The sequence below is a fragment of the Collinsella sp. HCP3S3_E11 genome (genome assembly GCF_052067375.1).
Taxonomy (GTDB): Bacteria; Actinomycetota; Coriobacteriia; order Coriobacteriales; family Coriobacteriaceae; genus Collinsella.
On the sequence record NZ_JBQHQI010000006.1, the window covers coordinates 48,170 to 74,521 of the forward strand.

25 protein-coding genes and 1 tRNA gene are annotated in these 26,352 nt (G+C 57.0%); 15 read left to right on the forward strand and 11 right to left on the reverse strand.

Translation table 11 applies throughout. The annotated features are described in order from the left end of the window. Positions 1-79 precede the first annotated feature (79 nt). The gene (locus tag ACTM86_RS05320) at positions 80-364 is read left to right on the forward strand and encodes a hypothetical protein (RefSeq protein ID WP_441015998.1); all 285 of its coding nucleotides are present in this window, start codon (positions 80-82) and stop codon (positions 362-364) included. Between the two features lie 279 nt (positions 365-643). Here ACTM86_RS05320 and ACTM86_RS05325 read toward each other — a convergent pair. Both ACTM86_RS05325 and ACTM86_RS05330 read right to left on the reverse strand, forming a co-directional pair. After that, positions 644-728 (reverse strand) — tRNA-Leu (locus ACTM86_RS05325). A 31-nt stretch (positions 729-759) separates the two neighbouring features. After that, a complete protein-coding gene (locus ACTM86_RS05330) occupies positions 760-1,383 on the reverse strand; it encodes a hypothetical protein (protein WP_427718884.1) in 624 nt (207 codons plus the stop codon). A 163-nt stretch (positions 1,384-1,546) separates the two neighbouring features. Between ACTM86_RS05330 and ACTM86_RS05335 the strand changes: the two genes are divergently transcribed. Together ACTM86_RS05335 and ACTM86_RS05340 are read left to right on the forward strand one after the other, a co-directional pair. Then, positions 1,547-1,834, forward strand: a complete 288-nt coding sequence (locus ACTM86_RS05335; protein WP_055252380.1) for a PTS sugar transporter subunit IIB — start codon at positions 1,547-1,549, stop codon at positions 1,832-1,834. Between the two features lie 11 nt (positions 1,835-1,845). Next, positions 1,846-2,220: a VOC family protein gene (locus tag ACTM86_RS05340; protein ID WP_441016001.1), complete on the forward strand. Its 375-nt coding sequence runs from the start codon at positions 1,846-1,848 to the stop codon at positions 2,218-2,220. 294 nt (positions 2,221-2,514) lie between these two features. Here ACTM86_RS05340 and ACTM86_RS05345 read toward each other — a convergent pair whose 3' ends face one another. The 7 genes from ACTM86_RS05345 to ACTM86_RS05375 all read right to left on the reverse strand — a co-directional run bounded on the left by ACTM86_RS05345 (position 2,515) and on the right by ACTM86_RS05375 (position 9,367). Continuing rightward, positions 2,515-3,810 carry a sensor histidine kinase gene (locus ACTM86_RS05345; protein ID WP_441016004.1) on the reverse strand — a complete coding sequence of 432 codons (1,296 nt, stop codon included), beginning with the start codon at positions 3,808-3,810 and terminating at the stop codon, positions 2,515-2,517. Continuing rightward, complete coding sequence (locus ACTM86_RS05350; protein WP_441016007.1) at positions 3,794-4,579, reverse strand: response regulator transcription factor; 786 nt, start codon at positions 4,577-4,579, stop codon at positions 3,794-3,796. The genes ACTM86_RS05345 and ACTM86_RS05350 overlap by 17 nt, the downstream gene beginning before the upstream one ends. 18 nt (positions 4,580-4,597) lie before the next feature. Continuing rightward, positions 4,598-5,140, reverse strand: coding sequence for a DUF4342 domain-containing protein (locus ACTM86_RS05355; RefSeq protein WP_154515076.1), 543 nt, complete (start codon positions 5,138-5,140; stop codon positions 4,598-4,600). A gap of 731 nt (positions 5,141-5,871) precedes the next feature. Beyond that, on the reverse strand, positions 5,872-7,023 hold the full coding sequence (locus tag ACTM86_RS05360) for an HpaII family restriction endonuclease (protein ID WP_441016010.1): 1,152 nt from the start codon (positions 7,021-7,023) through the stop codon (positions 5,872-5,874). Further along, on the reverse strand, positions 7,010-8,023 hold the full coding sequence (gene dcm, locus ACTM86_RS05365; protein WP_441016013.1) for a DNA (cytosine-5-)-methyltransferase: 1,014 nt from the start codon (positions 8,021-8,023) through the stop codon (positions 7,010-7,012). Before dcm ends, ACTM86_RS05360 begins: the two co-directional genes overlap by 14 nt. An 840-nt stretch (positions 8,024-8,863) precedes the next feature. After that, positions 8,864-9,130, reverse strand: a complete 267-nt coding sequence (locus tag ACTM86_RS05370) for an integrase core domain-containing protein (RefSeq protein WP_441016016.1) — start codon at positions 9,128-9,130, stop codon at positions 8,864-8,866. A 15-nt stretch (positions 9,131-9,145) separates the two neighbouring features. Beyond that, complete coding sequence (locus ACTM86_RS05375) at positions 9,146-9,367, reverse strand: hypothetical protein (protein WP_441016019.1); 222 nt, start codon at positions 9,365-9,367, stop codon at positions 9,146-9,148. Between the two features lie 126 nt (positions 9,368-9,493). On the opposite strand from ACTM86_RS05375, the gene ACTM86_RS05380 reads away from it, so the two are divergent. The 10 genes from ACTM86_RS05380 (at position 9,494) to ACTM86_RS05425 (ending at position 20,003) form a co-directional block, all read left to right on the forward strand. Then, positions 9,494-9,757, forward strand: a complete 264-nt coding sequence (locus ACTM86_RS05380; protein WP_441016022.1) for a hypothetical protein — start codon at positions 9,494-9,496, stop codon at positions 9,755-9,757. Between the two features lie 376 nt (positions 9,758-10,133). Beyond that, the gene (locus ACTM86_RS05385) at positions 10,134-11,321 is read left to right on the forward strand and encodes a hypothetical protein (RefSeq protein ID WP_441016024.1); all 1,188 of its coding nucleotides are present in this window, start codon (positions 10,134-10,136) and stop codon (positions 11,319-11,321) included. A 12-nt stretch (positions 11,322-11,333) separates the two neighbouring features. Continuing rightward, on the forward strand, positions 11,334-13,178 hold the full coding sequence (locus ACTM86_RS05390; protein ID WP_441016027.1) for a DEAD/DEAH box helicase: 1,845 nt from the start codon (positions 11,334-11,336) through the stop codon (positions 13,176-13,178). A gap of 13 nt (positions 13,179-13,191) precedes the next feature. Next, positions 13,192-14,832: an ATP-binding protein gene (locus tag ACTM86_RS05395; RefSeq protein ID WP_441016030.1), complete on the forward strand. Its 1,641-nt coding sequence runs from the start codon at positions 13,192-13,194 to the stop codon at positions 14,830-14,832. A 3-nt stretch (positions 14,833-14,835) separates the two neighbouring features. Beyond that, positions 14,836-15,675 (forward strand): HNH endonuclease, encoded by an 840-nt coding sequence (locus ACTM86_RS05400; RefSeq protein ID WP_441016033.1) that lies wholly within the window; start codon positions 14,836-14,838, stop codon positions 15,673-15,675. Beyond that, positions 15,672-17,297, forward strand: a complete 1,626-nt coding sequence (locus ACTM86_RS05405) for an ATP-binding protein (RefSeq protein WP_441016035.1) — start codon at positions 15,672-15,674, stop codon at positions 17,295-17,297. The genes ACTM86_RS05400 and ACTM86_RS05405 overlap by 4 nt, the downstream gene beginning before the upstream one ends. Before the next feature lie 510 nt (positions 17,298-17,807). Beyond that, positions 17,808-18,209 carry a hypothetical protein gene (locus ACTM86_RS05410; RefSeq protein WP_441016038.1) on the forward strand — a complete coding sequence of 134 codons (402 nt, stop codon included), beginning with the start codon at positions 17,808-17,810 and terminating at the stop codon, positions 18,207-18,209. A gap of 153 nt (positions 18,210-18,362) precedes the next feature. Next, complete coding sequence (locus tag ACTM86_RS05415; protein WP_441016041.1) at positions 18,363-18,602, forward strand: hypothetical protein; 240 nt, start codon at positions 18,363-18,365, stop codon at positions 18,600-18,602. Positions 18,603-18,642: 40 nt separating this feature from the next. Beyond that, positions 18,643-19,281 (forward strand): metallophosphoesterase, encoded by a 639-nt coding sequence (locus ACTM86_RS05420; RefSeq protein WP_441036925.1) that lies wholly within the window; start codon positions 18,643-18,645, stop codon positions 19,279-19,281. Further along, positions 19,278-20,003, forward strand: coding sequence for a metallophosphoesterase (locus tag ACTM86_RS05425; protein ID WP_441016047.1), 726 nt, complete (start codon positions 19,278-19,280; stop codon positions 20,001-20,003). Before ACTM86_RS05420 ends, ACTM86_RS05425 begins: the two co-directional genes overlap by 4 nt. A gap of 15 nt (positions 20,004-20,018) precedes the next feature. Here the strand turns inward: ACTM86_RS05425 and gluQRS are convergent, their stop codons facing one another. Next, the gene (gene gluQRS, locus ACTM86_RS05430) at positions 20,019-21,029 is read right to left on the reverse strand and encodes a tRNA glutamyl-Q(34) synthetase GluQRS (protein ID WP_441016050.1); all 1,011 of its coding nucleotides are present in this window, start codon (positions 21,027-21,029) and stop codon (positions 20,019-20,021) included. 525 nt (positions 21,030-21,554) lie between these two features. Between gluQRS and ACTM86_RS05435 the strand changes: the two genes are divergently transcribed. Continuing rightward, complete coding sequence (locus ACTM86_RS05435) at positions 21,555-23,507, forward strand: DUF2207 family protein (RefSeq protein WP_441016053.1); 1,953 nt, start codon at positions 21,555-21,557, stop codon at positions 23,505-23,507. A gap of 273 nt (positions 23,508-23,780) precedes the next feature. Here ACTM86_RS05435 and ACTM86_RS05440 read toward each other — a convergent pair whose 3' ends face one another. Next, complete coding sequence (locus ACTM86_RS05440; RefSeq protein WP_441016056.1) at positions 23,781-24,422, reverse strand: GNAT family N-acetyltransferase; 642 nt, start codon at positions 24,420-24,422, stop codon at positions 23,781-23,783. Positions 24,423-24,699: 277 nt separating this feature from the next. On the opposite strand from ACTM86_RS05440, the gene purH reads away from it, so the two are divergent. After that, entirely contained in the window at positions 24,700-26,307 is a 1,608-nt protein-coding gene (gene purH, locus ACTM86_RS05445; RefSeq protein WP_427794233.1) for a bifunctional phosphoribosylaminoimidazolecarboxamide formyltransferase/IMP cyclohydrolase, read from the forward strand. Positions 26,308-26,352 lie beyond the last annotated feature (45 nt).

The following is a 26,352-nucleotide window of genomic DNA, read 5'->3' on the forward strand; positions in this document are numbered from 1 at the left end:
AAGGCAGATGTATGGGGCTGTCGCATGGTGCAAAACCGCCCCTAACCAGACAAGTCGGCTGATGGCGAGGGGGGCGAACATGAACGACAATCCGAAAGCGGCATCGACGCAGGAAAGCATTGCGTTTCATTTCGACTTCGCCGACGCCACAGACCCCGCAGAACACGAACGACCGCTTATGGAGGGGCTGCGCCGAACGCAGAGCGCGCTCGCCAAGGCGAAGGATGATATAAGGCCATATGCGCATTTCCCTTGGAAAATGTGGGAAACAACTACGTTTTTCCATCGAAAAATGTGCGAGACAACCACGTTTTCCCATCGAAAAATGTGGGAGTATCGCCCGCTCGAGCCTTTTTGCGAATGAGTTTTCTGGGACGGGGATTAAAAAATCATTAGGTACACAATGATTTTTTAATCCCCGTCCCAGAAAACTCATTGGGTGGGTGGAGTGGCAAAAGTAGCTAAAAAAGCCCCGTCCCAAATGAGCTACTTTTCAGAAGTGCGGGGCAGCCGGCGCCCTCGCCGGCTCGCTGCGGACGCTGCGCGTCCGCTTGACGCTCGCCCCCTCGCGGGTTCGAGCCCCATCGGCGTTCAAAAGAAGCGAGCCCGCATTCCAAAGGGACACGGGCTCGTAAACAATACGTGGTAGGGGCGGTGGGACTCGAACCCACAATCCTTGCGGCGAGAGATTTTAAGTCTCCTGCGTATGCCAATTCCGCCACGCCCCCGTAAGATTAGAAGTCTAGCACAAGCCGTCCGTTACGCGTTGACGGCCATCGAGTGTTGGCCCGACTTCTCGAGGAACTCTTGGAACTTTGCCTCGTCGCCCTTGTTTTGGTACTGCAGGGCCAGCAGGTACTCCAGTCGGCAGCGCTTGACCGGGTCGTTGCCGACATCCTCGAGCATGCGCTCCAGCTCGGGAATGTCGTTGTGGCGCTTGAGGATCATCGTGTCGTACATCAGCTGGCATTCGTGCGCGACTGCCTCGGCTTGGCCACCCTCAAAGCCCTTGATCTCGTGCAGCAGCTCCTTGGACTTTTTGCGGTCCTCCTGGCCAACGTAGTAGTTAAAGGCCTTGATCACCAGATCGACGCGCTGCATCTTGGGCAGGTTGAGCCCCAGCAGCAGGTCAAACATCTCGTCGGCGCGCTCGTGGTCCTCGCGCAGCAGATAGGAGTTCAGGCGCAGGTAGTCGCGGTTGTAGCGCGGGTACAGCATGCTGGTGAGTTTGCCGTCGAGCAAACGATCGAACTCGTCCCACTGTTTGGCGGCCATGAGCCGCTGCAGGCGTTTAAACGTGGTGCGTTTTTTGATGCTAAAGAGCAGCGACACGGCGATACAGATGACAACGACGACGGTCCAGAGTGTGCGGGAATCGGGCATATTGAGCTCCTCGGTCGCTCGTAAAACAAGCGGTATGACAAAACGTACTAGATGTATTATACGCAGCGTGCAAGCAAACTGGCACAAAAGTGCATCGAGGCCGAGCGCCATCGCTCGCTGCGGTACACTTACCTAAAGTAAACCATGAAGGGAGACATTACCTATGAAGAAGATCGTTTTGGCTTGCGGTGCTGGCGCTGCTACTTCCACGCTCGTTGCCCAGAAGGTCGCCACCATGCTCGACGCCAACGGTTACGCCGGCAAGTATGAGATCGTGCAGTGCGCCATTTCCGAGGCCAAGGACGCTTGCGACGAGGGCGCCGACCTGCTGATCGCCACCACCGTTGCCCCCGAGGGCCTCACCTGCCCGTACGTGAGCGGCGTGCCCTTTATGACCGGCATGAACCGCGTCGCTGCCGAGAAGGCCGTTCTCGACGTCATGGCTCAGTAGACGCTGCCTGTATGAACGAGCAGAACGCCGACCCGGTCGAGCTCTTTGGCATGCGCGTTGCCCATGTGGGCATTAACGCCACCGACCCGGCAAACGCCCTGGAGATCGCGGAGCTGTTCTCGACGATGATGGGCCTGCCCGTCAGCGAGACCCCGATTTCGTACTTTAACGACTCGCTGGTCGAGATCATGAAGCAGAACGGTCGTGGCGCCAAGGGCCACATAGGCTTTGCCGTCAACGACATCGATGCTGCCGAGAAGTGGTTTGCCGAGCACGGACTCGAGGTCAACGAGGAGTCGCGCGTGCTGCTGCCCGACGGCGGCACCAAGCTTGTGTACTTTAAGCGCGAGTTCGCCGGCTTCGCCGTGCACCTGTGTCGCGAGTAGCGCACAAGCTGCTATAACGAAAAAAGGGATAGGGCCGCATTGCCCTATCCCTTTTTTATGCCGAGGGGGCGACCTTTTGAGGGGACATGAAATCGGGGTCTAATACTTTTCCCGAGAAGTGAACGAGCAGAATTGGACCCCCGAAGCATCGACACTTTGAGGGTACCGTTTCCTGCGGTTTTCATGCTGGAATCCTGCGACTTTCCCGTCGAAAAATGTGGATGCTTCAGGGGTCCAAATACGCTCGTTCACTTCTCGGGAAAAGTATTAGACCTCGATTCACGAGGGGGCTTCCTACCGTGGCAGGCGAATCGTAAAGCGGCTGCCGACGCCCTCGACCGAGGTCACGCCAATGGCGCCGCCATGGCTATCGACAATCCACTTAGCAATGGCAAGCCCCAGGCCCGAGCCCTGCGCGCCGGCATCGCGTGCGTTGTCGGCGCGGTAGAACCGTTCAAACGCGTGAGCTGCGGACTCCTGGTTCATGCCGATACCCTCGTCCTCAACACTTATGTCGATCGCGCCCGTGCCCGTATCGGGAGTTATGGCAAACGTGACGGTCGTTCCCGCGTTCGAATACTTGGCGGCGTTCTGCACGATCACGCGCAGAGCCTGCTTCACAAGCGCCACGTCGACAGGTGCGTCGCAGCGCGGATCGTTGGCAAATGCAGCGTCAAAAGCCAGCCGATACGTGTGCGCGGCGTCGATCATCTGCGATTCCTCGCACACCTCGCCGGCCAGTGCGGCCAGGTTGGTATGCGCACGCCGCAGGACCGTGCGCCCGGCATCGCCGCGTGCCAAAAACAGCAGCTGCTCCACGAGCTCCTGCATATGCTCGCTTTCGGCCTTGAGGGACGCGATGGATTCCGCCAGCACGTCCGGGTCGTCTTTGCCCCAGCGGTCGAGCATGTTTACGTAGCCCTGAATCACCGCGATGGGCGTGCGCAGCTCGTGGCTTGCATCGTTGACAAAGCGCATCTGCTGCAGCTTGGCCTCTTGCATCTGGCGCAGCAGCCGGTTGAGCGCGACCTCGATGCTTGCCAGGTCGGCGTCGCCGGTGGTGACGCTCGGCGAGTCGACGCTTGCACGCTCGATGGCCTGCTCCAGTGTTTCCATCTTGCCGCCGGAGAGTTGCATGCGGCCGAGTTCGTCCACGCGCAGGGCCAAGTCGTTGAGCGGTGCCATGGTGCGACGCACGTGCCTTGCGCCGCCGAGCATGTTGAGCACGCTGATGACCTGCCAACCCACAACGACAAAGTAGAGAGGCCATAGCGCGACGAGGTCCTGCGCGAGGGGGAAGGTCTTGGTGGTACGCGCAAGTTCGACGGTATAGGTGAGCGTTGTCAGGTCCCAGTCGCGCGCGGGCTTCAGCGACATGCCGTGAACGGCGGCGCTGGGGATCCATCCTGAGGTAAACGCGCCTTCGGGCAGCGTCTGGTTGTATCCATAGACGAGGATCGCCGCCGCAATCACCATCAGCAGCAGATCGAGCCAGACGTAGCTCATCAGGCGGCGCCATATATAGCTCCAGTTGATGGCGCGGGCGATGGAGGTGACACGCTTGGCCTCGGCGTTACGCACGGCAGACATAGCCCACCCCGCGCACGGTCTGGATGATGCGGGCGCCGCCGGCGTCCTCGATCTTGGCACGCAGGTGCGCGATGTGCACGTCGACGTTGTTGGTGTCGCCCACGTATTCGTAGCCCAGCGCCTCGTGCGCGATGCGCTCGCGTGTGAGCACGGTTTCGGCATGTGTCATAAGCAGGGCGAGAACGTCGAACTCGCGGGCCGTGAGCGCGATGGGCGAGCCGCCGACCGCGACTTCGCGGCGGTCGGGGTCGAGCACGACAGAGCCCACGGTGAGCGCGGCGGGGGAGGGCGCGACGGAAGCCTTGGTCGACTCGCTGACCAGGGGCACCGCAGCGGCGTCGCCGCCCGCGCCGCCCGCCATGCCCGCCCCAGCGCCGGCGCCGCCAACGCCCGAAGCCGCCCTCACGGCCTCCGCGCGCTTCAGCGCCACGCGAATCCGTGCGAACAGCTCCTCAATCGCAAACGGCTTGGTCAGGTAATCGTCGGCACCGGCATCGAGCCCGGCCACCTTGTCCATCACGGTATCGCGCGCGGTGACCATAATCACCGGCACATCCTTGTGCTTGCGGACACGCCGCAGGACCTCCATGCCGTTGAGCTGCGGTAACAGCACATCGAGCAGAATCAGATCGTAGTCGTGCTCCAGCGCCAGGTCCACGGCGGTGCGGCCGTCGGCGGCGTGCTCCACCTGGTAGCCCTCGTGCTCCAGCTCGAGCGTCACAAAGCGGGCGATTTTCTCCTCGTCCTCTACGATCAGGATCCGTGCCATGCGTGTCCCCGTCTGCGATTACTTGTCGTCGTTCAGGTTTTGCTTGATGTCGTCCGCGGCGTCGGCGGCGTGATTCATAAGGTTGTTGATGCTGCCGGGCACGTCGCCGTCGCTATCGATGCGGTAGCGCATGCCAAAGAATAGGCCAATCAGCATGAGCCATATCGTGGCGCCCCAGGCAAACAGGGCGACGATGGGGATCAGGATGGGGATGTTGAGGATGATGGCGTCGCGGCGCGTGGCGATAAACTTGGTGTCCAGGCTCAGGCGGAAGAGCTTTTTGAGGTACTCCCACACGCTGTCCATCTTCTTGGAAAAGTCAGTCTTTTCGCTCGACTTTTCGTAGGCTGCCTGCGCGGCGACCATCTCGGCCGAGGGCTCATCGACTGGCGCGGCCTCGGTGGCGGCATGCGCCGACGTGGTCTGGGTCTTGCCCTGCGATTCGAGCCAAATGATGGCGTCCAAAACGTTGCCGTCGGCGGCGTCGAGCGCGGCCTTGGCATCGGTGTAGCTCACGTTGCACTTGGTGCGAATGGTTTCAACTTTTTCGAGGTCGTCCATGACCTGTCCTTTCGTTCGATGGGCGCGACGCCAGGCGATCTGCCCGGGCGCGAGCGTTGCGTTCGGCGGTCTGCGTTGCGCGGCGCCGCCCCGCCCTTGGTCGAACTCTATAGTGCAGGTTATAGATTAAGCGATTCTTGAGCCAAGATTAATGTTGGATGAGTTTTTGGGTGTGCAGCGAGGGGTCATTGTTAGTGGCTGGCGGCGAGGGATGGTGGGCCGGTAGCAAGCCGGTGGCAGAAATAGGATAAGCAAGGCGCGCCAATCACATGGAATCAGAATCACGTTGCAAAAGTATGAAAATATGAGGACATTAGCCTGGAAAAGAAATGCGAAATAGTCGAACAGGCGGTGATTGGGGTGCATTATACGAGTTGGGCCCCCAGCGTGATCAACATGATTATCTCACTTACGGTCGGAGGGTGTCTGTCTGTATGGGCGGCCAACAATTCAATCGATGCCAGGGTTTTCGTGACGCTATTCCTGATTGCCTTGGGAATATATGCATGGTTTCGTTTTTGCTTTGAACGAAATCGAACGGTACTGTTGTGTGCGCTGAGGCATATGATGATGGCTCAGCCGTAGTCGAGCAAATCATCATGATTTTATTATCCAATTGCAGTCAAAAGGTATGAAGCGCTAGAATTGCCATGCCTTATTGCAGGGCTGCTACTGATTGAAGAAACGTGAAGCGACTGTGGTTGACGGTCGCTTCACGTAAACAGGCATATTTAAATCTTTCGTAATCTGATTTGGAAATTCAGGTTAAAGAAATAGTCATCATTGATTTTATACACATACCCATAGTCACCATGGTCTGGGTTTGTGCTGGGGAAATCAAGATAAGCCAAATTGTATAGGTAGTCTTTGAATTCGTCGGATTCAAGAGCGTAATGACAGGTTATTTTTCCAGTTTTTGAAACATCGATGTAGCCACCATTGACAACGCCCTTGCCGTCCCAAAGTGTTGAGGCCGTCATTCTGCAATAAGATGCGTATAGAAATGCCTTAAACATGTACTGGTATTTTAAGTGGGGGCGGGAAATCTGGTGTGGATTAGCCTGGGCAAGCCTTTTAACTGCGGCTGGAAGGTCGACATCCTTGTTTCCATGAAAAAAATGATCTCTTAGGATCCATTCGATCGCCTCAGGCAAAAGCGGATTAAGAAGCTCAAGATTGTCTCTAAAAGCTCGAACCTTTGCCTTTTTTGCGATGACATAGTCTTTAAATACAACGGAGTTTGCCGCTTCAATGATTGCGTCGCATCGACTTTGGACTGCTGCGTGGTTTTTGCTGTCCACTAATGAATTGATGCGATTCATGTCATCGTCATTGATGCCGTTAATTTGATAGATCAATCCCGAGGCTGATGCCGTGTTGAATAGGGTGGGGTCATTGCCAAAATACGATTTAATCGAGAAGCCGATGCGGTCGCGCTTGAGGCCAGTGCGCGAATCAAGCGTCGTTAGATAAATGTCGTTTTTATCGCCGCTCCCGGCCTTCAGCTTCAGGACTTTTGCCAGCTTCAGGAAGGTCACCGCTTCTTCAGATGCTGTGAAGGTGCTTTTCCCGTGCTGAATTTGGTCCATAAGATCGTCAGCGACGACAGTAAAATCGCTGGCGGCAATCTTGGCAACGGGAGAGCCGTTAACGTCGATGATTACATCCGTATTGCTTTCATCCATGCTATACGCGACGATGCGGTCTTTGGTTTCTTTCCTAATGACCCCTACAACTTCCATCCATACATCGGTCGCTTGCGTTGAAGTGTCATACGAAAGGGCGATCTTTCCGTCGCCGATAAGGCGCATTGCGGCATAGAGCTCGCTCCATTCGCCTTTATTGGCTTGCCATTCACCTGCTTGCTTTTTATCGCACCCCATCTAAGACCCCCTTAATTCTCTTGGCAATTTCGGCAATGACGGGTACCGTTACCGAATTGCCAAATTGCTTATATAGCTGAGTGTCACTTAGGACTAAATTATATGAATCGGGAAAGCCTTGGAGTCGTGCCCATTCTCGAGGGGTTAGTTTTCTAACGTCTTCTTTATTGATTGACCCCTTAATCCTGGTCACTGGGATCATAGAATGCTCCCGATGATCGACAATCAGATTGCGCTCGCGACCCATGCCTCCGCAAACGATGGCTCCTGCGATGCCATCTAGCTTGCGAATTTCATAGCCAAACCCGTGTCCAAGTGCCTCATGTCTCGCTCTGTGCTTCCTGAGTGTTTCCAGGTAAACATCAGATAGATAGTATTTTGGGCTAATGGGGGCGTTTTCGAGAATGTCGCTGAGGGTGGCTTTGTGCTCAAGTCCAGATGGAAAAGTAAAGCTATCTGGCGCGACGTCGTCTCGAAAAGCAACAATATAAATTCGCTCTCTGTTTTGGGGGACACCAAAATCCTTAGAGTTCAATATCTTATAAAAAGGGACATATCCCTCTTCTTTTAGCGCACCAAGAATGGTCTCAAATGTCCTGCCTTTATCGTGGATGGGGAGTCCCTTGACGTTTTCGCAGAAGATAACGCTTGGTCTGTTTGCACGCTCAGTGCAAATGCGAAGTGTATCGAAGAACAAAGTTCCACGTGCCCTGCCTTTGTAATCGTCAGCAAATCCCTTTCGTTTCCCTGCCAGACTGAAAGCTTGGCAGGGAAAGCCTGCCAAGCAAATATCGAAATCGGGGACATCAGAAGCATCGATTTGCGTAATATCGCCTGCGATTTGAAAGGAGTCGATGAAATTAGCACGATAGGTTTTACGTGCTGGTTCATCCAATTCGCTTGCAAAGATGGTTTTGATGTCGGAGCCAAAGGCTTCTTCAAATCCCATCCTAATACCACCAATGCCAGCAAATAGATCAATGGCTCGATACGTTGCCATACCACTCCCGATAACAATGCGGTGTTGAAGCAGCTAGAAACCCGCAGACGTCTTCTTTCGAATTAAATATTTTATTATAGCTTTGGTTGAGTCGGTCTTGCATGCGGTGCCTAGTCAAAAACACTATAAAGCAATCCTGAGATAGGAAATTGAGGGTATTATTAAAATGTATGACAGAGCGAGAACTAGTTACATTTAATGGATGAGCATTGTTGCTGCCCTGTATCGTGTGCATTGACAGCGAACGAGACAATAGCGGTCAAGTGTGCATGTAGCAAAACCTAGGTCGTCGAGCGCGTCGGTGCAATGGGCTCATGCGTCGCGCGTCTTGGACGGTCAGGTCGCTTAAGACGCATTTGGGAATGTCACTTTCAGGCAAGGGCATGTGTCCCGCAATCAAATTCGACATTATTTATCCGTGCGCGCTTTTGGCGGATTGTCCGGCCTTACGTGCATTGAGCTGCATGAATACTTGACGAAATGTAAATAATCCAGAGTGGACTTTAAAATTGTCGTGAGGCATGGAAGCTAGGATTAATGACTATGCCCTTCGTCGTTTAACTCCTCTTCTATAGCTGCTTCTGCGGTTGCGATGCGACCGACTCTGATAGATAGGCAATCCTGGTAACTGGATAAACCGGGAACGGGGATATGTTCAATTGCATTTGCCCTCCTCTTTCTCGCCCTGTCTGCCTCTAGTTCTAATGAGGTGACGGAAACAACTAGATTGAATTTAGAAAGTGTCCATCCGTTATTCGGTTTATGACAGCTGCTGGCGTTCTTTTCTGCGAGTTTGCCTAAGTGAGCTGTTTCAATATTTCGGACACTAAGCTGCCAGTTTTACACGCTTCCTACATCAAACTCGACGACCCTCGCCGCGCGATCGAAGAACGACGCCGTCTTCTTGGCCGGAACCTGGCCATCGATGGTCGAGTGCGGCCTGAACCGGTTGCAGTAGCGTTCGATGCAGTCGATTGCGGCATGCTTCGCGTCGGCGCACGTGGCGAACTTCTGCTGGCAGCACATCTCATTTTTTAACGAAGAGAAAAACGACTCCGCGACCGCGTTGCCGTGGCAGCTGCCGGTGCGGCCGCACGACAGCCTCACGCCGTTTCCCTCGGCTCAGTCGGCGAACGCCTTCGAGGAGTACCGGCTTGCGCGATCGCTGCGGAAGATGGCGTTCTCGGCTACGTACCCGCGCCCCTCGGCCGTCTCCGGCGCCGATATCACGTTCTCCAGCTCGAGCTCGCGTATGCGCTTGCGGGCGGCCTTCATCTCGTCGCCCTCTGCCTTGGCCGCGGCCGCCGCGGCCAGGTTGGCCAGATCCTTCCTCCTGAACGCCACCCATCTCCCCAGGCCTTCTCATTGATGCCGAGGTCGGCGGCCACTTGGGCGATGGACTTCTCCGACGCGATGGCGAAGTCCGCGGTCTCGGTGCGGTTGTCCGCTGTGTAAGGGGGCCTGTCTGCCATGGCTGAACACTCCTTTCTTTTTGGCGCTGAAACGATAGTCGCCGCTCAACGCCATTCCTCTAAGTCAAGTGTCCAGAAATACGATACAGCTCGGTACGAGCTCCTCCCGATCGGCGAGTGGCTGACCGAGGACGTGGACGACGTCGCTGTCCGGTTCCTGTTCGAGCTGGTCGAGCGCAGGCACATGTCTCACTCGACCGTGCTGTGCACGCAGTACACGCCGGCGGAGTGGCACGGCAGGCTCGTCGCGTCGAGGAAGTAGCGTCCCGGTGATGTGGAAACCGCGAAGCACCCGATACTGAAACGGCGTGAGCATCGATACTGAAAGTGCGAAACGGGCGGTGCTCATGCTGCGAAATACTCACGGTAAGCCAAATTACCGAGTCCATGTCAAAGAAGTCGAACTCTGGGCGAAAAAGGAGCTCGCCGAGCTAGTCGATAAATACATCGGCTAGCCGCCAACAGCATCAGAAACCAGTCGCGTCGTCCAGGGCACCTCGATCTGGACGACGCGACTGGTTTCCGCCATCCCGCGTTGCAGACAACGCCACAGACCGATACGTCCATTTTCATGTCCGCACAGAGCGCTATCCTAGGTCTACATAGAACAACGTCTTTGCTTCACTAAGGAGCACGCCATGTCCGAGTCTACGCAGCTTGCAAACCTCATCTCCGAGCTTGAGATTGCACCCGTCACCGATGACGAGGCACTCAAGCACGAGAAGAACGCTATCCCGTTCGCTTCACTCGCCGCCCTCGGCGGATCCATGCTCTCGCTTTCGGACACGTTCCGCACGGTTACCACTACCGCAACGCAAGTTCTGCCCGAGGGACTCTACAGCATCAATTGGCGTGGATATGAAGGTTCCCTCATGGCGCTTAAAGATTGTGCCGGATTCACCTCAACGATCCAGAAGACAGTCGGAGGTCTTGGACAAGTCGGGCTCAACCCCGTCTCCGCCGTCCAAACAACCACCACCGCAACCGTCACCCTCATTGACCCGGTAACTCTCGGCATTGCAATCGCCATAGCAGGACTCGAGAAGAAGCTCGACGAAATCCAGGAGACCCAAAAGCAGATTTTGGGCTTCATCATCGACGTAGAGAAATCCAAGCTCAAGGGCAATCTCAACGCGCTCAACGGCCTCGTCCAGCGCTACAAGTACAACATCGATAACCAAACGTTCTGCAGCACCACTCTCAACACCATCGCCAGCATTGAGCGCGAGGCCAACCAGGCGATTGAGCTGTGGAGCAAGAAGGCGCAGGAGTGCCTAAGCAGCTCCGCACCCATTGAAGTCGGCGCCAGCGTGCACGACCGCGCGACCAGCGCAAAGGACGCGCTCGTCCAGTACCAACTCGCGCTCTACGAGGTGGCGTTCTGCACGCTGCTCGAAGTACTTGTGAACAAGAACTTCGAGCAGGCCTACCTGAATCAACGCAGCAAGGAGCTTGAGGAGAAGTCGCTCGAATACCGAAAACTCTTTACCGAGTGCTCTGAAAAGCTCGAGCAGAGCATGAACAACACGGTCGAGCAAGGCGTCCTTGGTGCAGGTGCCGCCGTAACCGGATTCCTCGGCGACATGCTCGCCAGTATTCCCGCAATCCAGGACTCCCCCGTAGACGAAATGCTCAAGGATGCCAGCAAGGACATCAACAAGTTCAAGGACAGCCAGATTAAAGACGAGATTGGTCGCTTTGCCAGCAAGAAAGACAGCTGCGTTGCCCCCTTTGTTGAGAGCATCCACATGATCCAATCCACCTTCAACAAGCCGCTGGAACTGTACATGGACAACGAGAACGTGTACTACCAGCTGGCGGGATAAGGAGGGGAGATCATGGAGTGGCTCTGCTCAAAAAACGAGCTGCTACTTAAAGTGTCTGATACGGCAACACAGCGCGTTGCCGCAGACTTTGTCTGGGAAAACGCGCAGGGCAATGTGGAGTTGAACCTACCTCCGCTTAACTCGATTGAGATTCGTTGTTCAAAAAGACCGCTAACGCCGCTGATAAAGCTTGAGGAAAGTGCTTCTACGAGCTTCGGGGTAATCCACCTCTACGCCCGGAACTTGCAGGGCAAGATATTTCCCATAGAGCTACCGCACAAATCAGACCATGCACTCATCAAGAACACATGGCATTCCTTCGATTACAGATATCAAGAGATCGAAGGCACCTTGAATAGTCTCGGCGTCACACTCGGGGTTGACCTCACCATCTCCCAATACATAAGCTGCCTCAAAGAGCTCGAAACTAAGGACTACTTCGAGTGTCTCTACCGTGTATCGGCAGATCTTGTCTCGACCGAGGCACTCAGCCTATGCGACAGCATCGAGGAAACCGTCTGTCACTTCACGGGTAGCCTCTTCGAATACCAGGCAGTCGGAAGCGCATGGTTGAACTTCATGCGAAAGCAATGCCCTGGGATGATCTTGGGCGACGGCATGGGGCTCGGCAAGACAATCCAAGTCGTCAAGGTGATCTGCGACCAGCTCAACGAGAACCCCAGTGCCAAGATCCTCATCATCTGTCCTTCCGCTCTCATGGAGAACTGGTCGCGAGAAATCGACAAGTTCTCGAACGGAATCACCAAACAGAAACATTCGGGACAGGCTCGATCCTACGATTTCAGAAACCTAAAGAAAACAAACGTCACCATTACAACCTACGACACGGCGAAGAACGACAGAACCGTGCTCGACCAGATCGAGTGGGACATTGTCGTTCTGGACGAAGCACAGGCGATCAAGAATCCAACGTCGCAAAGGTCCAAGCAAATAAAGCTCATCCCTCGCAAGCTTGGCATAGCGGTAACGGGCACGCCGTTCGAGAACCATATGACCGACATCTGGTCACTCATCGACTTCTGCATCCCGGGTCTTCTTGGAAGCCAAAACGAATTCAATTCAAGGTTCTCCGACGATGACGAGTCGGCGTCCCTGCTCGGCAGCATGATCGCCCCTTTGCTACTGAGACGAACACTAGATGACGTACCCAACGACCTGCCCGACCTCATCGCGATACCCATGCCCATAGAGCTTGAAGCGGCAGAGGCCAAGCGCTACGAAGAACTCAGGCAGCAATACACTACGTCCGGATTCGCGCTAGCAGCGATCAACAAGCTGATCGCATCTCTTGCTGCGCCAAAAACGAGGGACGAAGGCGTATCGGACCTGAAATACGAATACCTGGACACCGTTGTCGACGAGATTACATCGGTTAACGAGAAGATGATCGTTTTCGCGGACAAGCTCGTCGCAATCGAGGCCATGCGATCAAGGTACGGAAAGAAAACCAGCGTCTATACGCTAACGGGCGAAGACAAGCCCGATGAGCGACAGAGGATCGTCGACGATTTTTCGACGATCAAAGGCTCGGCCCTTTTGGTTGTCAATCCCAAGGTAGGCGGAGCAGGTCTCAACATCGTCGAAGCGAACCACGTCTTCCACTTCTCACCGCAATGGAACCCGGCAGTCATAGACCAGGCTGACTCCCGTGCGCACAGGAGAGGTCAGAAGAAAAAAGTAATTACGCATTACCCCTACTATGCCAACACCGTTGAGGAATACATGTGGCAGAAGGTCTACCTAAAACGTGATCTCGCCGAACAGGTAGTCGTCGGCAGCGACGGAACCATCAAGGCGAACGAAATCGCAGAAGCATTGACCATCTCACCGATTTAGGAAGGAACCAGCAATGAGCAGCAACGAAGAAAGCTATATCGTCCGACCAAATCCCGCACGCCTCCTAGAGGGTCTTCGCGATACCGGCTACGTTTTCAACACCGCCGTCGCGGACATCATCGACAACTCCATCGCCGCCAATGCTACGGAAATCTGGGTCACCGCCTTCCAGGGTGCGGATAACAAGATCAGGGTCTCGATTACCGACAACGGAACGGGCATGGACAAAGACGCCCTTAAGAACGCGATGCAGTACGGCGCCGCGCCACGTGAGGACATCCACTGCTTAGGCAAGTTCGGCCTGGGTCTAAAAACCGCATCGACATCGTGCTGTCGTCGTCTCAAGGTCATATCCCGCGATGACCCCAGTGGAGATTTCGAGTGCGCGATCTGGGATCTCGATAGCATCGCCAAGGAGAACGATTGGGTTCTTAAATTCGAGAAGCCCACGGATGACGACCAGGACGAGCTGGAGCTCATAGAAGACTCGGCGGGAACTGTAGTCGTCTGGGAAAAGTGTGACAAGCTGCTTTCAGCTCGCTACACGAACCCCGATTCCGAGCCATTCCACAAGGCGTTTGAACGCAGCCTGAAGGAACTCCGACAGCATATCGCCATGGTGTACGAGAGGTTCCTGAACCATGACGACGATCGCGCCGCAAACATCAGCATCCACCTTAACGGCGAAGCGGTCGAGGCATGGGACCCGTTCTGCAAGGAATACGATTCGGTAGGCTACGGCGAGCAGAACATACCCGTCTCAGGCTCCATCATCGAGGGTGGGTCGAGCACTATCAAGGTCAAGGCGTACATCGTCCCCGCGAAGCGCGAGCTGCTGAGCGAGAAGGAGTACGACAGGGTGATGCCGGGCAGGATCGAGAGTCTCAAGTCGTTTACCGACATGTCGCTGAGCGGTTTCTACGTATACCGTGAGAACAGACTTATCCACTGGGGCGACTGGTTCGGAATCAAGGGTGTCGACTTCCACAACAGCCTGTGTCGCTTCGAGCTTTCGTTCAATGCCGAACTCGACGACATCTTCCAGGTCGACATCAAGAAATCCAGAATCGTGCTCAACAGCTTGGTGAAAAGCAAGCTGGTGCAGTTCGCCGACCCCATCAAGAAGGAAGGCGACAAGCGCTACCGCGGCACGCAGAGAAAAGCCGCCGTGGAGAGCTCGGGAGACATGCACGCCGAAGTCATCCCCGCGCTGGAAAAGCAAGAATCGGATTACCGAGGAAGCTCCATGTCTGTAAACGAGGAAGGTAAAGTCGAGGTCAGCAACAACTTCGGAATCACTGTCACTTCATATGATTCAATAAACGCTGGACCGGTATTCGAAGTGGTAGAAAGCCTCGCAGACGGCATACTGTGGGAACCGGCGTTCATCGGCGGCAAGCGTGGTGTACTGGTAAACGCCGGACACGAGTTCTACAAGCGCTACTATGGCAACAATATGGACAACCCGCTGGCGGTCAAGGGCCTGGATTGTCTCTTCTGGGCCCTCGCCGCGGCGGAAACGGGAGCAACAAGCCAAGACGCGCAGATCAACCTTGAAGATTCGCGCTACGATACATCCAGGCTGCTCAGGGACCTCGCCCGAAGCGTGATGCCCGACGTTTCAATCGAAGATTTCGAAGGCGATGGCGAATAGTAGATGGCTCTGGATCCCTCTCACCTCGAGAAAGAGCTGACGGCAAAGCTTCTCGTACCAATAGAGTGCGAAGATTCCGGTGCACGAATCTCCTGTAGGCCCGCTATATTCCAACAAGGCCATGGGTTTTCGTTTGATTGCTCTGTCATGTCACCAACACTGTTCGTAGCCTCGCTTCAACTTGATTCCTTCGGTGTCGATATCGTCGACGCATGGAGGAACCACCATGCGTCGACGGCTCAAGAAGCATTCGCGTTCCTGGCATCTTTAAAGTGCGACATCTCGGTCTGGCTTCGAGCTAACGGCGCGCGCTTCTCAACCGCTGACGAGATCGCGGCGATTCCAGATGAAGACTTAGACGCAGCGAGCACGCGGTTGAGGCTCACGCTTCAGACCGATGGAAAGTCGAGCGTTTCCGAGAACATCGCAACGTTGCTATTCGCTTCGCTCGGCTTCTCCCTTATTCTCGCCGATGCCTACGCGAACCTGGAAAATAGCGAAGCCCCTGAGTTCAATACAGAGGCGGAACTCGAGGGGGCAGCTTACGAAGCAACATCCGTAAGGTATGAGCGTAGCAGGAAGAATCGCATGCGTTGTATAGCCGCCCATGGCGATAGATGCTATGTATGCGGCTTCGACTTCGGAAAGGCATACGGGCCCTTTGCCGAGGGGTTTATCGAGGTTCACCACCGAACGCCAGTATCGACGTTGAGCAAAGAAACGAAAATCGACCCGGTAAAGGATCTGGTTCCGCTTTGCGCAAATTGTCATCGTGCCGTCCACATCACAACACCACCCATGAATCCAGACGAGCTGAAAGAGATAGTCGGGAGTAGAAAGTGAAATACCACGTCCTTCCACCCAACGCAGGCCGAACGATCAATAGCCTTAGAGACTCAGGTTACGACTTCAAAACCGCTGTCGCCGATATCGTGGATAACTCCATCGCGGCGCATGCGTCCGTGGTGCGCATCACCGCTGTTTGCCGAAGCTACTCAGGAGACATCATCGTCTCTATCAGCGACAACGGCCACGGCATGGGCATCGACCAGCTCTGCAACGCCATGACGTACGGGTCGGACGTCCGCGAAGATAAGCACAGCCTCGGTAAATACGGCCTCGGCCTCAAGACGGCATCGACCTCCCAATGCAGGAGGGTGTCGCTCATCTCAAGAAACGTCCCAGGAGGCAAGGCGAGCAAGCTCACACTGGATATCGGCCATGCGGAGAAGACCGGCAAGTGGGAATACATCGAAAGCGAGCCTACTCGCAACGACATGCGCTACCTAAAGGCAACGGCGGGAGAAGGAACAGGCACCACGGTCCTTTGGGAGGACTGCGACCGTCTCATGGGCCGATCCTACAAGAACCCTGGTGGAACCGCACAGCAAAATGCACTGAAGAGAAAGGTCGAGGAGCTCAGCTTCCACCTCAGCATCGTGTTCCAACGATTCATCGACCATCAGTATTACGACGTCCCCAACGTTGAGGTGATCGTCAATGGCACAAGCCTAAAACCGTTCGATCCGTTCGCGCTCGAACTCGGCCTTACCGAAACCGTAGTGGATGAAGTTCTTTACCCCCAAGCCAAGCTCAACGGCGACCCTGAAAAAGGATTTCATCTCGTTGGCCGCATCATCCCCGCGCGCGATGAGCTCGAGACATCTGCCAAGCAGAACGTGGTATTCCCGCCCGGCGTTAACCCGGACGACATGCAGGGCTTCTATATCTACAGGGAAAACCGCCTCATACATTGGGGCGACTGGTGCGGTATCTATAAGACCGAATTTCATTACCGTCTTTGCAGGATCGAACTCTCCTTCTCCTCAGATTTGGACGAGTTCTTTAACGTCGACTTTCAAAAGTCCAAAGTAACTCTCGAGCAAGGAATCGCATCGAGACTCAAAGAGCAGATCCTTCCGGGCTTGCGGACGAAAGCTGGCGAACGCTATCGCTCCGGCTCCACGAATGCGGAAACCAGAGCGGCACCATCCCGCCACGCGAGATCGAACAAAACAATTTCCAAGCTTGAACAAAGTGAACAGGGCAGCCTATTCAAAGTATCCCAATTGAAAGACGGGACACGTAAGGTAACGAGTGCCAAGCAGCGTTCCTTCATCGAGGTAATCCCGCTTGAATCAAAAGTTGGACAGAAGGTCAACATCCGCCCGGTCGACCATCTGCCCGAAGACGCCCTATGGCGTTCCGGGCTATTCTCGGATTCGGGCATAACGAGGACCTACGTCGAAGTGAACGTGTCTCATCCGTTCTATCAAAGGGCGAACGCGATTGCTGGAGGAAGCTCGAGGATGACGAGGTGCCTCGACTACCTGATCTGGTCCCTCGCGCAAGCGGAGTATGCCACCAAAGACCAGGAGTCCCTTGAGAACTACCACGACATGATCACGGAGGTCTCGAGAACGCTTCGACTTTTAGCCGAGGACCTTCCCCCCGTTGACGAATAGAGCATTCGCTGCCTCGATTATCATGTCCGCACGGGCACATACTATCGAATAAACCAAGATTGCCTTCGAAGCGATGGAAACCCGCTTCGAAGGCTACACTTACTCGCAGTGCAACTTGATATGCCCCGAAAGATGCTACATACAGTGCGTATATAACGGTTAGGGACCTGATTGCGGGCGAAGAGGCGGCCAAAGCCAGCGCAAAGTCCGATGACAATCTTTAGCCACTGCGCTGAACGGCGCGACCGATCGGCAGGCTGTCGGGAAAAGTCCAGGCAACCTGCCGATCAACGCTTCATATCGTTGCCGCCGATATTCCTGTGGATAAGGAGTTTTTAACCGCATCTGCTCATTGTTCGGCGATGCTCGTATCGATGGATAATTCTGACGCTGCTCAAAAGTTCCGGACGAAATATCGATGGCGGCCTTCGTGTTGAACTGATCCGTCTTGCCGGGTTTTCTTTAAGATTTTCGTTTCGTCGAGCGGTGGCTGGGAGGGGGTTACTCCCAGTGACCTGCGGCATCATGTTTGGCGCTGCATCCGGAGCAGCCGGAGAGTGGGGCGCTCGTCGCCATGGTGAGCGCAGTGGATTCATGGCGGGTGTGGCAACGGGATTGCTGTTCGATGGGTGTTTCGACGGCTATATCAATCGATTCCGCGAGTTTGATTTTTCGAGAGGCAAGCCTCAGAAAACGGGGCCGTCTCGTCAGGAGGTGGCCGCGCCCATCGAGCCCCGCGGTGTAGATACCTCAAGAACGAAGGTAATCGTCACCAAGCACGGCAAGATTTATCACCGTTCTGCGGGATGCAAAAGCCTTCCTCAAAGCGCCATTAAAACGAGCGTGCCATTGGCGACTGCGCTCAAACGAGGCAAGACGCCCTGCCCAACATGTTGCCCGCCAGCGGCTTAGATGTTCCTTTGGGGGTGTTCTGCAAGGATATAGGTCCTTGCAGACGCGCGGGCCTAAAAACGTGTCCGCACGCAATGTGACACTTAGCCTGTCGCCCTGCTCTGTCGCGGCGGCATGTACCTGAACAACGACCCTCTAAGGAGCTCGAAATCTATGAGTGACAACACCAAGCATCTCGCAAAGAAGTGCGTCAAGGACGCAGGGCCGTGCCTCGCGCTGTGCGTGGCCGGTGCTGCGGTCGCGCTGCTGGCTGTTCTGGGGCCGTTCGACGTGCTCCGAAGTGCCAGCTCTCTGCACGTTTGCATGGCCCTTGCCGGCGCCATGATAACCGGTGGCGTGCTCGATCTGATTTTTTGGGTGCTCGACCCGTTTGGATGGAAGAACGAAGGGTAAGTCCTAAAGGATGGATACCCCGCAGCAACAGGAGGTCCCCGTGATCTGGTTTACCAGCGATACTCACTTTGGGCATGAGAACATGCTACGGCTTAGCGATAGGCCTTGGTCGACTGTTGCGCAGATGAACGACGCCATGGTCGCTAACATTAACAGCAAGGTCGCTGCGGATGACGAGCTCTACATCTTGGGTGACTTTAGCTTTAAGATGACCGCCCGGGATGCCTACGAGCTGCGCAAAAGCATTGTCTGCAAGCGCGTCCATCTGCTGCCCGGCAACCACGACAAAGACTGGACGCAGTCTGCGGTAGCGGATGCTTTTATCGTCGAGCCGTCCATTTGCGTGCTCAAGATCGACCGCCAAAAAATCGTGCTGAGCCACTATCCCATGGCCGACTGGCAGGGCATGTCGCACGGCAGCTGGCATCTGCACGGGCATATCCACAGCTGCGGCGACGCGTACAACAAGTTCAACCTCAGACAGGGGCTGCTGCGCTACGACGTGGGCGTGGATGCTAACAGCTACGCCCCGGTAAGTCTGGATGAGCTCAGGTCGTGGTTTGCTCAGGTAGACGAGCCAGTGCGGTGCGTTAAATGGCCGTGGTGGGTCAACGCCACGGGTGACGAGCAGATCGAGCACGATCTCGAAGCCTATAAGAGGGAAGTGGTGATCCGATGACGGTCTATGTGACGGGCGATATTCACGGCGGCGTCGACATGCAAAAACTGCGCGACTGGGAGCTTGGGGATAGTCTGACGAGTGGCGACTATCTGATTGTTGCGGGCGACTTTGGCTTTCCCTGGGATTTCTCTGCCGAGGAGTGTGCCGACATCGCCTGGCTGGAATCGCGTCCCTATACCGTGCTGTTCGTCGACGGCAATCACGAGCGTTTCGATCACTGGGCGGAGCGTCCCATGGAGCTGTGGCACGGTGGGCTAACGCAACGCCTGTCGGATACCTCTCCCATACGGCGCCTGACGCGCGGCGAGGTTTTTGAGCTCGACGGCTCAACGATCTTTACCATGGGCGGCGCCACGAGCGTGGATAAGGAATACCGCATTCCCTATTCCAGCTGGTGGCCACAGGAGCTGCCGGACGAGCGCAGCTTTGAGGAGGCGCGGACAAAGCTCGACAGCGTGGGCTGGAAGGTTGACTACGTGGTCACCCACACCTGCTCTACGCGCATGCTTTCGCCCACGCTCTATCCAGGGCCTGGCTGGAATTACCCCGCCGTTGATCGGCTTACGGCATTTTTCGATGAGCTGGAAGACCGCTTGGACTACAAGCGCTGGTACTACGGGCATTTTCATCGGGATGCCAACCCTGCCGAGCGCCATACCGTGCTCTATGACTGCATCGTTCGCTTGGGCGACGAACTCCAGCCCTGGGACGTTGCGTAGGGGCGAGGTATTTGGCTACTCGGCCGTTACAGCGATGTTCTCGCGGTGCGCGCGGATGACATTCCAGCTAAAGTGCTCGACCAGCTGCTCGGCAGAGCGCGGCGTGGTGTCCGGTGTGATGCCCGTTTGCCCGGCGAGCCATCCCAGCAGCGCCTCGGGCGTGCCAAAGCGTGCGCGTAGCTCGCCCAGGTCCAGATCGCGGTCGCGCTTGGAAAGGCGGCGGCCGTCTGGCGACACGAGCAGCGGAATGTGCGCGTAGTGCGGCGTGGGAAGTCCCAGCAGATGCTGCAGATAGATTTGGCGGGGCGTAGAGCCCAGCAGGTCGCATCCGCGCACGACCTCGGTGACGCCCATGGCAGCGTCGTCGACCACCACGGCTAGTTGGTAGGCAAAAACGCCGTCGCTGCGGCGCACCAAAAAGTCGCCGCACTCGGTGGCGAGTGCCTCGCATTGGGCTCCGTACGTGCGGTCAACGAATTCGATCACGTCGCCGGCGAGGTCGTCGACGGCGGGCACGCGCAGGCGCGTGGCGGGAGCGCGCAGGGCACCGCGGCGGGCGATCTCTTCGACAGAAAGGTTTCGACAGGCGCCGCGGTAGATGGGCGTGCCGTCGCTGGCATGCGGCGCGCTCGCGGCGTGGAGCTCGGCACGCGTACAAAAGCAGGGATAGGTGAGGTCGGCGTCATTCAGCCGGCGCAAGGCGCTTTCGTACAGGTCCAGACGATCGTGCTGGTAGAAGGGGCCTTCGTCCCACTCAAGCCCTAGCCAGGCCAGGTCGTCAATCAATTGAGCGGCAAGTTCCGGGCGCTTGCAGCGATCGTCCAGGTCCTCGATGCGCAACACGATGCTGCCGCCTTGGCTGCGGGCCGAAAGCCACGAGCACAGGCAGCTGAACACGTTGCCCAGGTGCATGCGGCCCGAGGGCGACGGGGCAAAACGGCCTACGACAGGTACGGGAACGGAGGCGGGCGGCGTTGTTGGCGCGTTCGCGGCGGGTGTTGCTATGTTGCGTGCGTTGATATCCATGCGGACGAGTATAGCGCGGGGCGCGATGGGGAGGCGTCACTGTGGTCCGCAAGTTGTCGAGGCCCCGCATTGCGTATGGTGGGCCGCAGGCTCGGTGCTTTGATTCCTGTCGATCAACTCAGTACCTTAGACAACAGAAACCCCGGCAGCTCTTCGCAACTGCCGGGGTTTCCGCGGAAAAGGGGGACATGATCCTCGAGCGAACGGCAAAGGGGCAAACCAGTTTCGCTCAACTGCTTTATGCCCCTCGGCTGGCGGCTCAATCAGCGCGTGCCGCGCCCACACAAAGCTGCTACACCTGTGACGGAGCTGTGAAGTGGTATCTATTGCTGGCGCGGGCCATGCCAAGGGTGTCCCTCATGACTAGTCATTTAAGAACGTCCCCAATGACTACCCAATGATTAGCTGCTGGCGGCAGGCATGACTTTCATCCCGTTTGGCGCTCCGGTCGCCTAGATGTTCGTCATGTGTACCCGCAAACGTGGGACAATGGCGCTGTTGGTTTTACAGACAAAGGATGTGCCTATGAACGCCCCCGTTGCCAATGCTTGTCGGCAGCGCTGCCTGCTTGCGCGATTTGCTTCCATTTGCGCACTCGTCGCGTGCGTGCTGCTGCTGTTGCCCGCCGTTGCACGTGCCGACGGGTATTCCATGACCCAAACCTATATCGGTGCCACGGTTGAGGCCGATGGATCGCTGACCGTTGTCGAGGGACGCCAGTTTGATTTCGACGACGACATCAACGGCGTGTATTGGGATATCAATACGGGCACCAACCAGCAGGGTGGTACGGCGGGTGTCGATGTGCTGAGCGTCGAGGAAGATGATGCCGCGTTTAGCAGGGTTGACTATGCAAACAAAGGCGACAACGGCGTCTATACGGTTGAGCAGTCCGACGGCGGCGTAAAGATCAAGGTGTTCAGCCCCCACGAGAGCGGCGACAGCGCGATCTATTACGTGAGCTACACCATGACCGGTGCGGTTATGAACTGGTCCGATACCGCCGAGCTCTACTGGAAGTTTGTGGGTGACGGCTGGTCTGCGGACTCCGATGACGTCGAGATGGAAGTTTACTTCGCAAATGCCGCTGCCGGAACGGCGGCCGTCAAGGGCGATAACTTCCGTGCGTGGGGCCACGGTCCGCTCACGGGCGACGTGTCGCTCGACGCGGACGAGCCCATGGTCACCTATACCATACCCTGCGTGCATCAGGGTGAATTCGCCGAGGCGCGCATCGCCTTCCCCAGCGATTGGGTGCCGCAGCTCGCCGCCTCGGGCAAGGAACGCATGTCGACAATTCTGAGCGAAGAGAAGGCGTGGGCCGAGGAGGCCAACGCCCGCCGCGCTCACGCCCGCATGATCGCCAATGCACTTGCCGTGGTTAGCGTTGTCGCGGCGGTTGCCTTTACCGGCACAATCGTCGTGCTCAAGTTGCGCAAGCGCAAGCCCAAACCGCTGTTCCAGGACGAATACTTCCGCGACGTGCCCTCGGCCGACCATCCCGCCGTGCTTTCGGCCCTCATGAGCTGGAACGAGGTGCCCGATCAGGCATATATCGCCACGCTCATGAAGCTCACCGACGATCGCGTGATCAAGTTAGAGGAGGCAATCGCGACCAAGGGCAAGAAGGGCCTGCTCCGTCGCGAAAAAGAGGAGCAGACGTATCGTGTGACGGTGAGCGATGCGGGCTGGAAGTCGGCCAAGGGCATTGACCGCATGGTGCTCAAGGTTTTCTTTGCCGGTGCTAAGCCCGACGAGAACGGCGATCGCTCGCGCACGTTTGACGAGCTGCAACACTATGTTAAGCAGCACGCTACGCCCGTGGGCGACAAGCTCAAGGACTATCAGAGCACCGTTAAGGGCAAACTGGCCGATAGCGAGTACGTTGCCTCGGACGGCATTGTCGCAATGGTGTTTTGCCTGGTTCTTGGTACTCTGATCGCCTTTGTTCCCGTGGGATCCATCTTCTTTACCGACGGCGCACAGGTGAACATTGTCGCCGCGGTTATCTCGGTGCCGATTGTGCTGGTGGGTATTGGCGTGGGCCTTACGTTCCGCCGCCTTACGCCGGAGGGCGCCGAGGTGGCGGCTCGCTGCAAGGCGCTCAAGCATTGGCTCGAGGACTTCACGCGTCTAAAGGAAGCCGTCCCCGGCGATCTGGTGCTGTGGAATAAACTTCTGGTGATGGGTGCGGCGCTGGGCGTTTCCAAGGAAGTTCTGCGTCAGCTTGCCGAGGCCGTGCCGCCCGAGGTGCGCGAGGCCGACGGCTTCTACGACAATTACCCCTGCTACTGGTGGTACTACCATCACTACGGAAACCAGTCTCCGCTCGATTCGTTCGATGGCGTGTATCACGAGAGCATCCGTGAGCTGGCTTCGAGTTCCGATAGCTCGAGCGGCGGCGGCGGTGGTGGCTTCTCGGGCGGCGGGGGCGGCGGGGGCGGCGGCGTCGGCGGAGGCGGCGGCGGAACGTTCTAGCGGTCCTAAATTATGGGATGGGCTTTTCTCGGCAGCCGTCGGGGAAAGCCCATCCCCTTTTTATGCGCCAAAATGCGCCGATCTTTTACTTTTGCCCACCGCCATTTGCAGAATCCTCTATAGGGTGATGCCAGCGAGGGTTTCGGTGACTCTTTTGTTCAAGACTGTCCCTGGCGACTAGTCATTTAAGAACGTCCCCAACGACTAGGTGTGGTTGCTGCCAAGGAGTGTCCCGGGGTGCCGGCACAAAGGGGACGTCCCTAACTGCCGGTTTTAGGCTGTTAGGTCGAGTTCGTAGAGGAAGCTTTCGCGCGGCATGTCGTGGCGGCGCTCTTCGCGGCTGGCGTGGTGCGTGGCCGTGCGCTTAAAGCCGTGCAGCTCGTAGAACTTCCACGAGCAGTTGGAGTCGGTATACAGGTGCGCTCTCGACGCTCCGCGCGAGGACAGGTGCGAGACCGCGGCGTCGAGCAGAACCGAGCCAACGCCCAGGCCGTGGACATCGCGATCCACGGCAAGCAACGTGACCTCGTTGTCATGCGGCAGCGGGCTGCTCTCGAGCAGGCGGTTGTTGGTCCGAATGGTGGCGCGCACAAACGAGAGATACTCGGCACAGGCATCGGGCTCCAGCTCACGCATCTGCGACAGCAATGCGCGTTCGGTATCCATCCAATGCTCCTTAACGGTGGCGCCGCTGCTTTGCCCCGCACGTGCGAGTGCAATGCCGCGCGCCTGGCCGTCGATTACGGCGACCTGCGAAAACGTCGAGGAAGAAAGGCAATAGGCAAGATCGCACGCGGCCTCAAGGCGGTTGTACTCTTCGTTATCCGAATTGTTATGCCAAAGCTGCTGCAAGATCAGCGCGATGGCGTCGAAGTCTTCGGTATCAAACGGTCGGTAGAGAACCCGCGAGACCATAGTGCCTCTTTCTATTGCGGATGCATATCGAGCACAGTTCTACCATGCCATTGGCATCTAATTATGGTGCCCCTGTGTTCCATCAACTCACCGTGCCTAGTGGCGCTCCTGCAACCCCCGCTCGCAAGCTTTTTCTGCACATGCGCCCGTTACGGGGTGCATCGATGCGCTCGATGCGCTACATTGAATCAGTATTTTCAATGCCGCTGCGCGAGCGCTGCAGATCGACGTATCACCGACTCACAGAGCACGGCGGCGTACCAGACAGGAGGACTGCATGGGATCTGATGTGAAGATCGCACGCGCGTTGATCTCGGTTACCGATAAGACGGGCGTCGTCGATTTCGCACGGACGCTGGTTGACGACTTTGGCGTCGAGATCATCTCTACGGGCGGCACGGCTCGTGCCATCGAGGACGCGGGCGTTCCCGTAACCCCCATCGAGGAGTTCACGGGCTATCCCGAGATGATGGACGGCCGCGTCAAGACGCTGCACCCCAAGGTTCACGGCGCGCTGCTGGCTCGCCGCGATTCCGAGCAGCACATGCAGGAGGCAGCTCAGCACGGCATTAAGCTGATCGACCTGGTCGTCGTCAACCTGTACGAGTTCGAGAAGACCGTCGCCAACCCCGAGGTCACCTTCGCGGATGCCATCGAGCACATCGATATCGGTGGCCCCTCCATGCTTCGCTCTGCCGCCAAGAACGCCGCGAGCGTTACCGTCATCTCCGACCCGGCCGACTATGATGCCGTCCTGGCCGAGATGCGCGAGACTGGTGGCTGCACCACGCTTTCCACCCGTCGTCGCCTGCAGGTGAAGGTCTACCAGACCACCGCCGCCTACGACACGGCTATCTCCCGTTGGCTTGCTGCCCAGGCAAGCGACGTGGCGGACACCTCTGCCAAACTCGAGGTCTCGCTGGAGAAGGTCGACGACCTGCGCTATGGCGAGAATCCTCAGCAGAAGGCTACGGTCTACCGCTTTGCCGATGGCTGCGAGAACTCCGCGAGCTCGCAGTTCCCGCTCGTGGGCTCCGAGCAGATTCAGGGCAAGCCGCTCAGCTACAACAACTATTTGGACGCCGATGCCGCTTGGAACCTGGTTCGCGAGTTCGACGAGCCTGCCTGCGTGATCCTCAAGCATCAGAACCCCTGCGGCTCCGCCGTTGCCGAGGACATCACGGCTGCCTACGACCGCGCCTTTGCCTGCGATCCCAAGAGCGCTTTCGGCGGCATCATCGCCTGCAACCGCGAGGTTCCCTTTGAGCTGGTTGAGCACTTTGCCGATCAGAACAAGCAGTTCGTCGAGGTCATCATCGCCCCGAGCTACACCGCCGAGGCGCTCGAGCGCATGGCCAAGCGCCCCAACCTGCGCGTGCTGGCTACCGGCGGCGTGGACCACGGCGCCAAGGTGGAGCTGCGCTCCATCGACGGCGGCATGCTGGTGCAGGAGGTCGACCACGTGATCGAGGATCCCGCGACCTTTACGTTCCCCACCGACCGCAAGCCCACCGATGCCGAGATGGCCGAGCTTGAGTTTGCCTGGAAGGTCTGCAAGGGCGTCAAGTCCAACGCCATCCTGGTCTCCAAGGGTAAGGCCGGCATTGGCATGGGCCCGGGCCAGCCCAACCGCGTTGACTCCGCACTGCTTGCCTGCGAGCGCGCCGAGGACTTCTGCGAGCGCGAGGGCGTGGAGAAGGGCGGCTTTGCCTGCGCAAGCGACGCGTTCTTCCCGTTCCGCGACAACGTCGACGTGCTTGCTGAGCACGGCGTGACCTGCATCATCCAGCCCGGCGGCTCCAAGCGCGACGACGAGAGCATCCAGGCCTGCAACGAGCATGGCATCGCAATGGTCTTCACGGGCGCCCGCCACTTCCGCCACTAATGATCGTTACGCGGTTTTACCAAACCGCGTAACTGCTCGACGCTG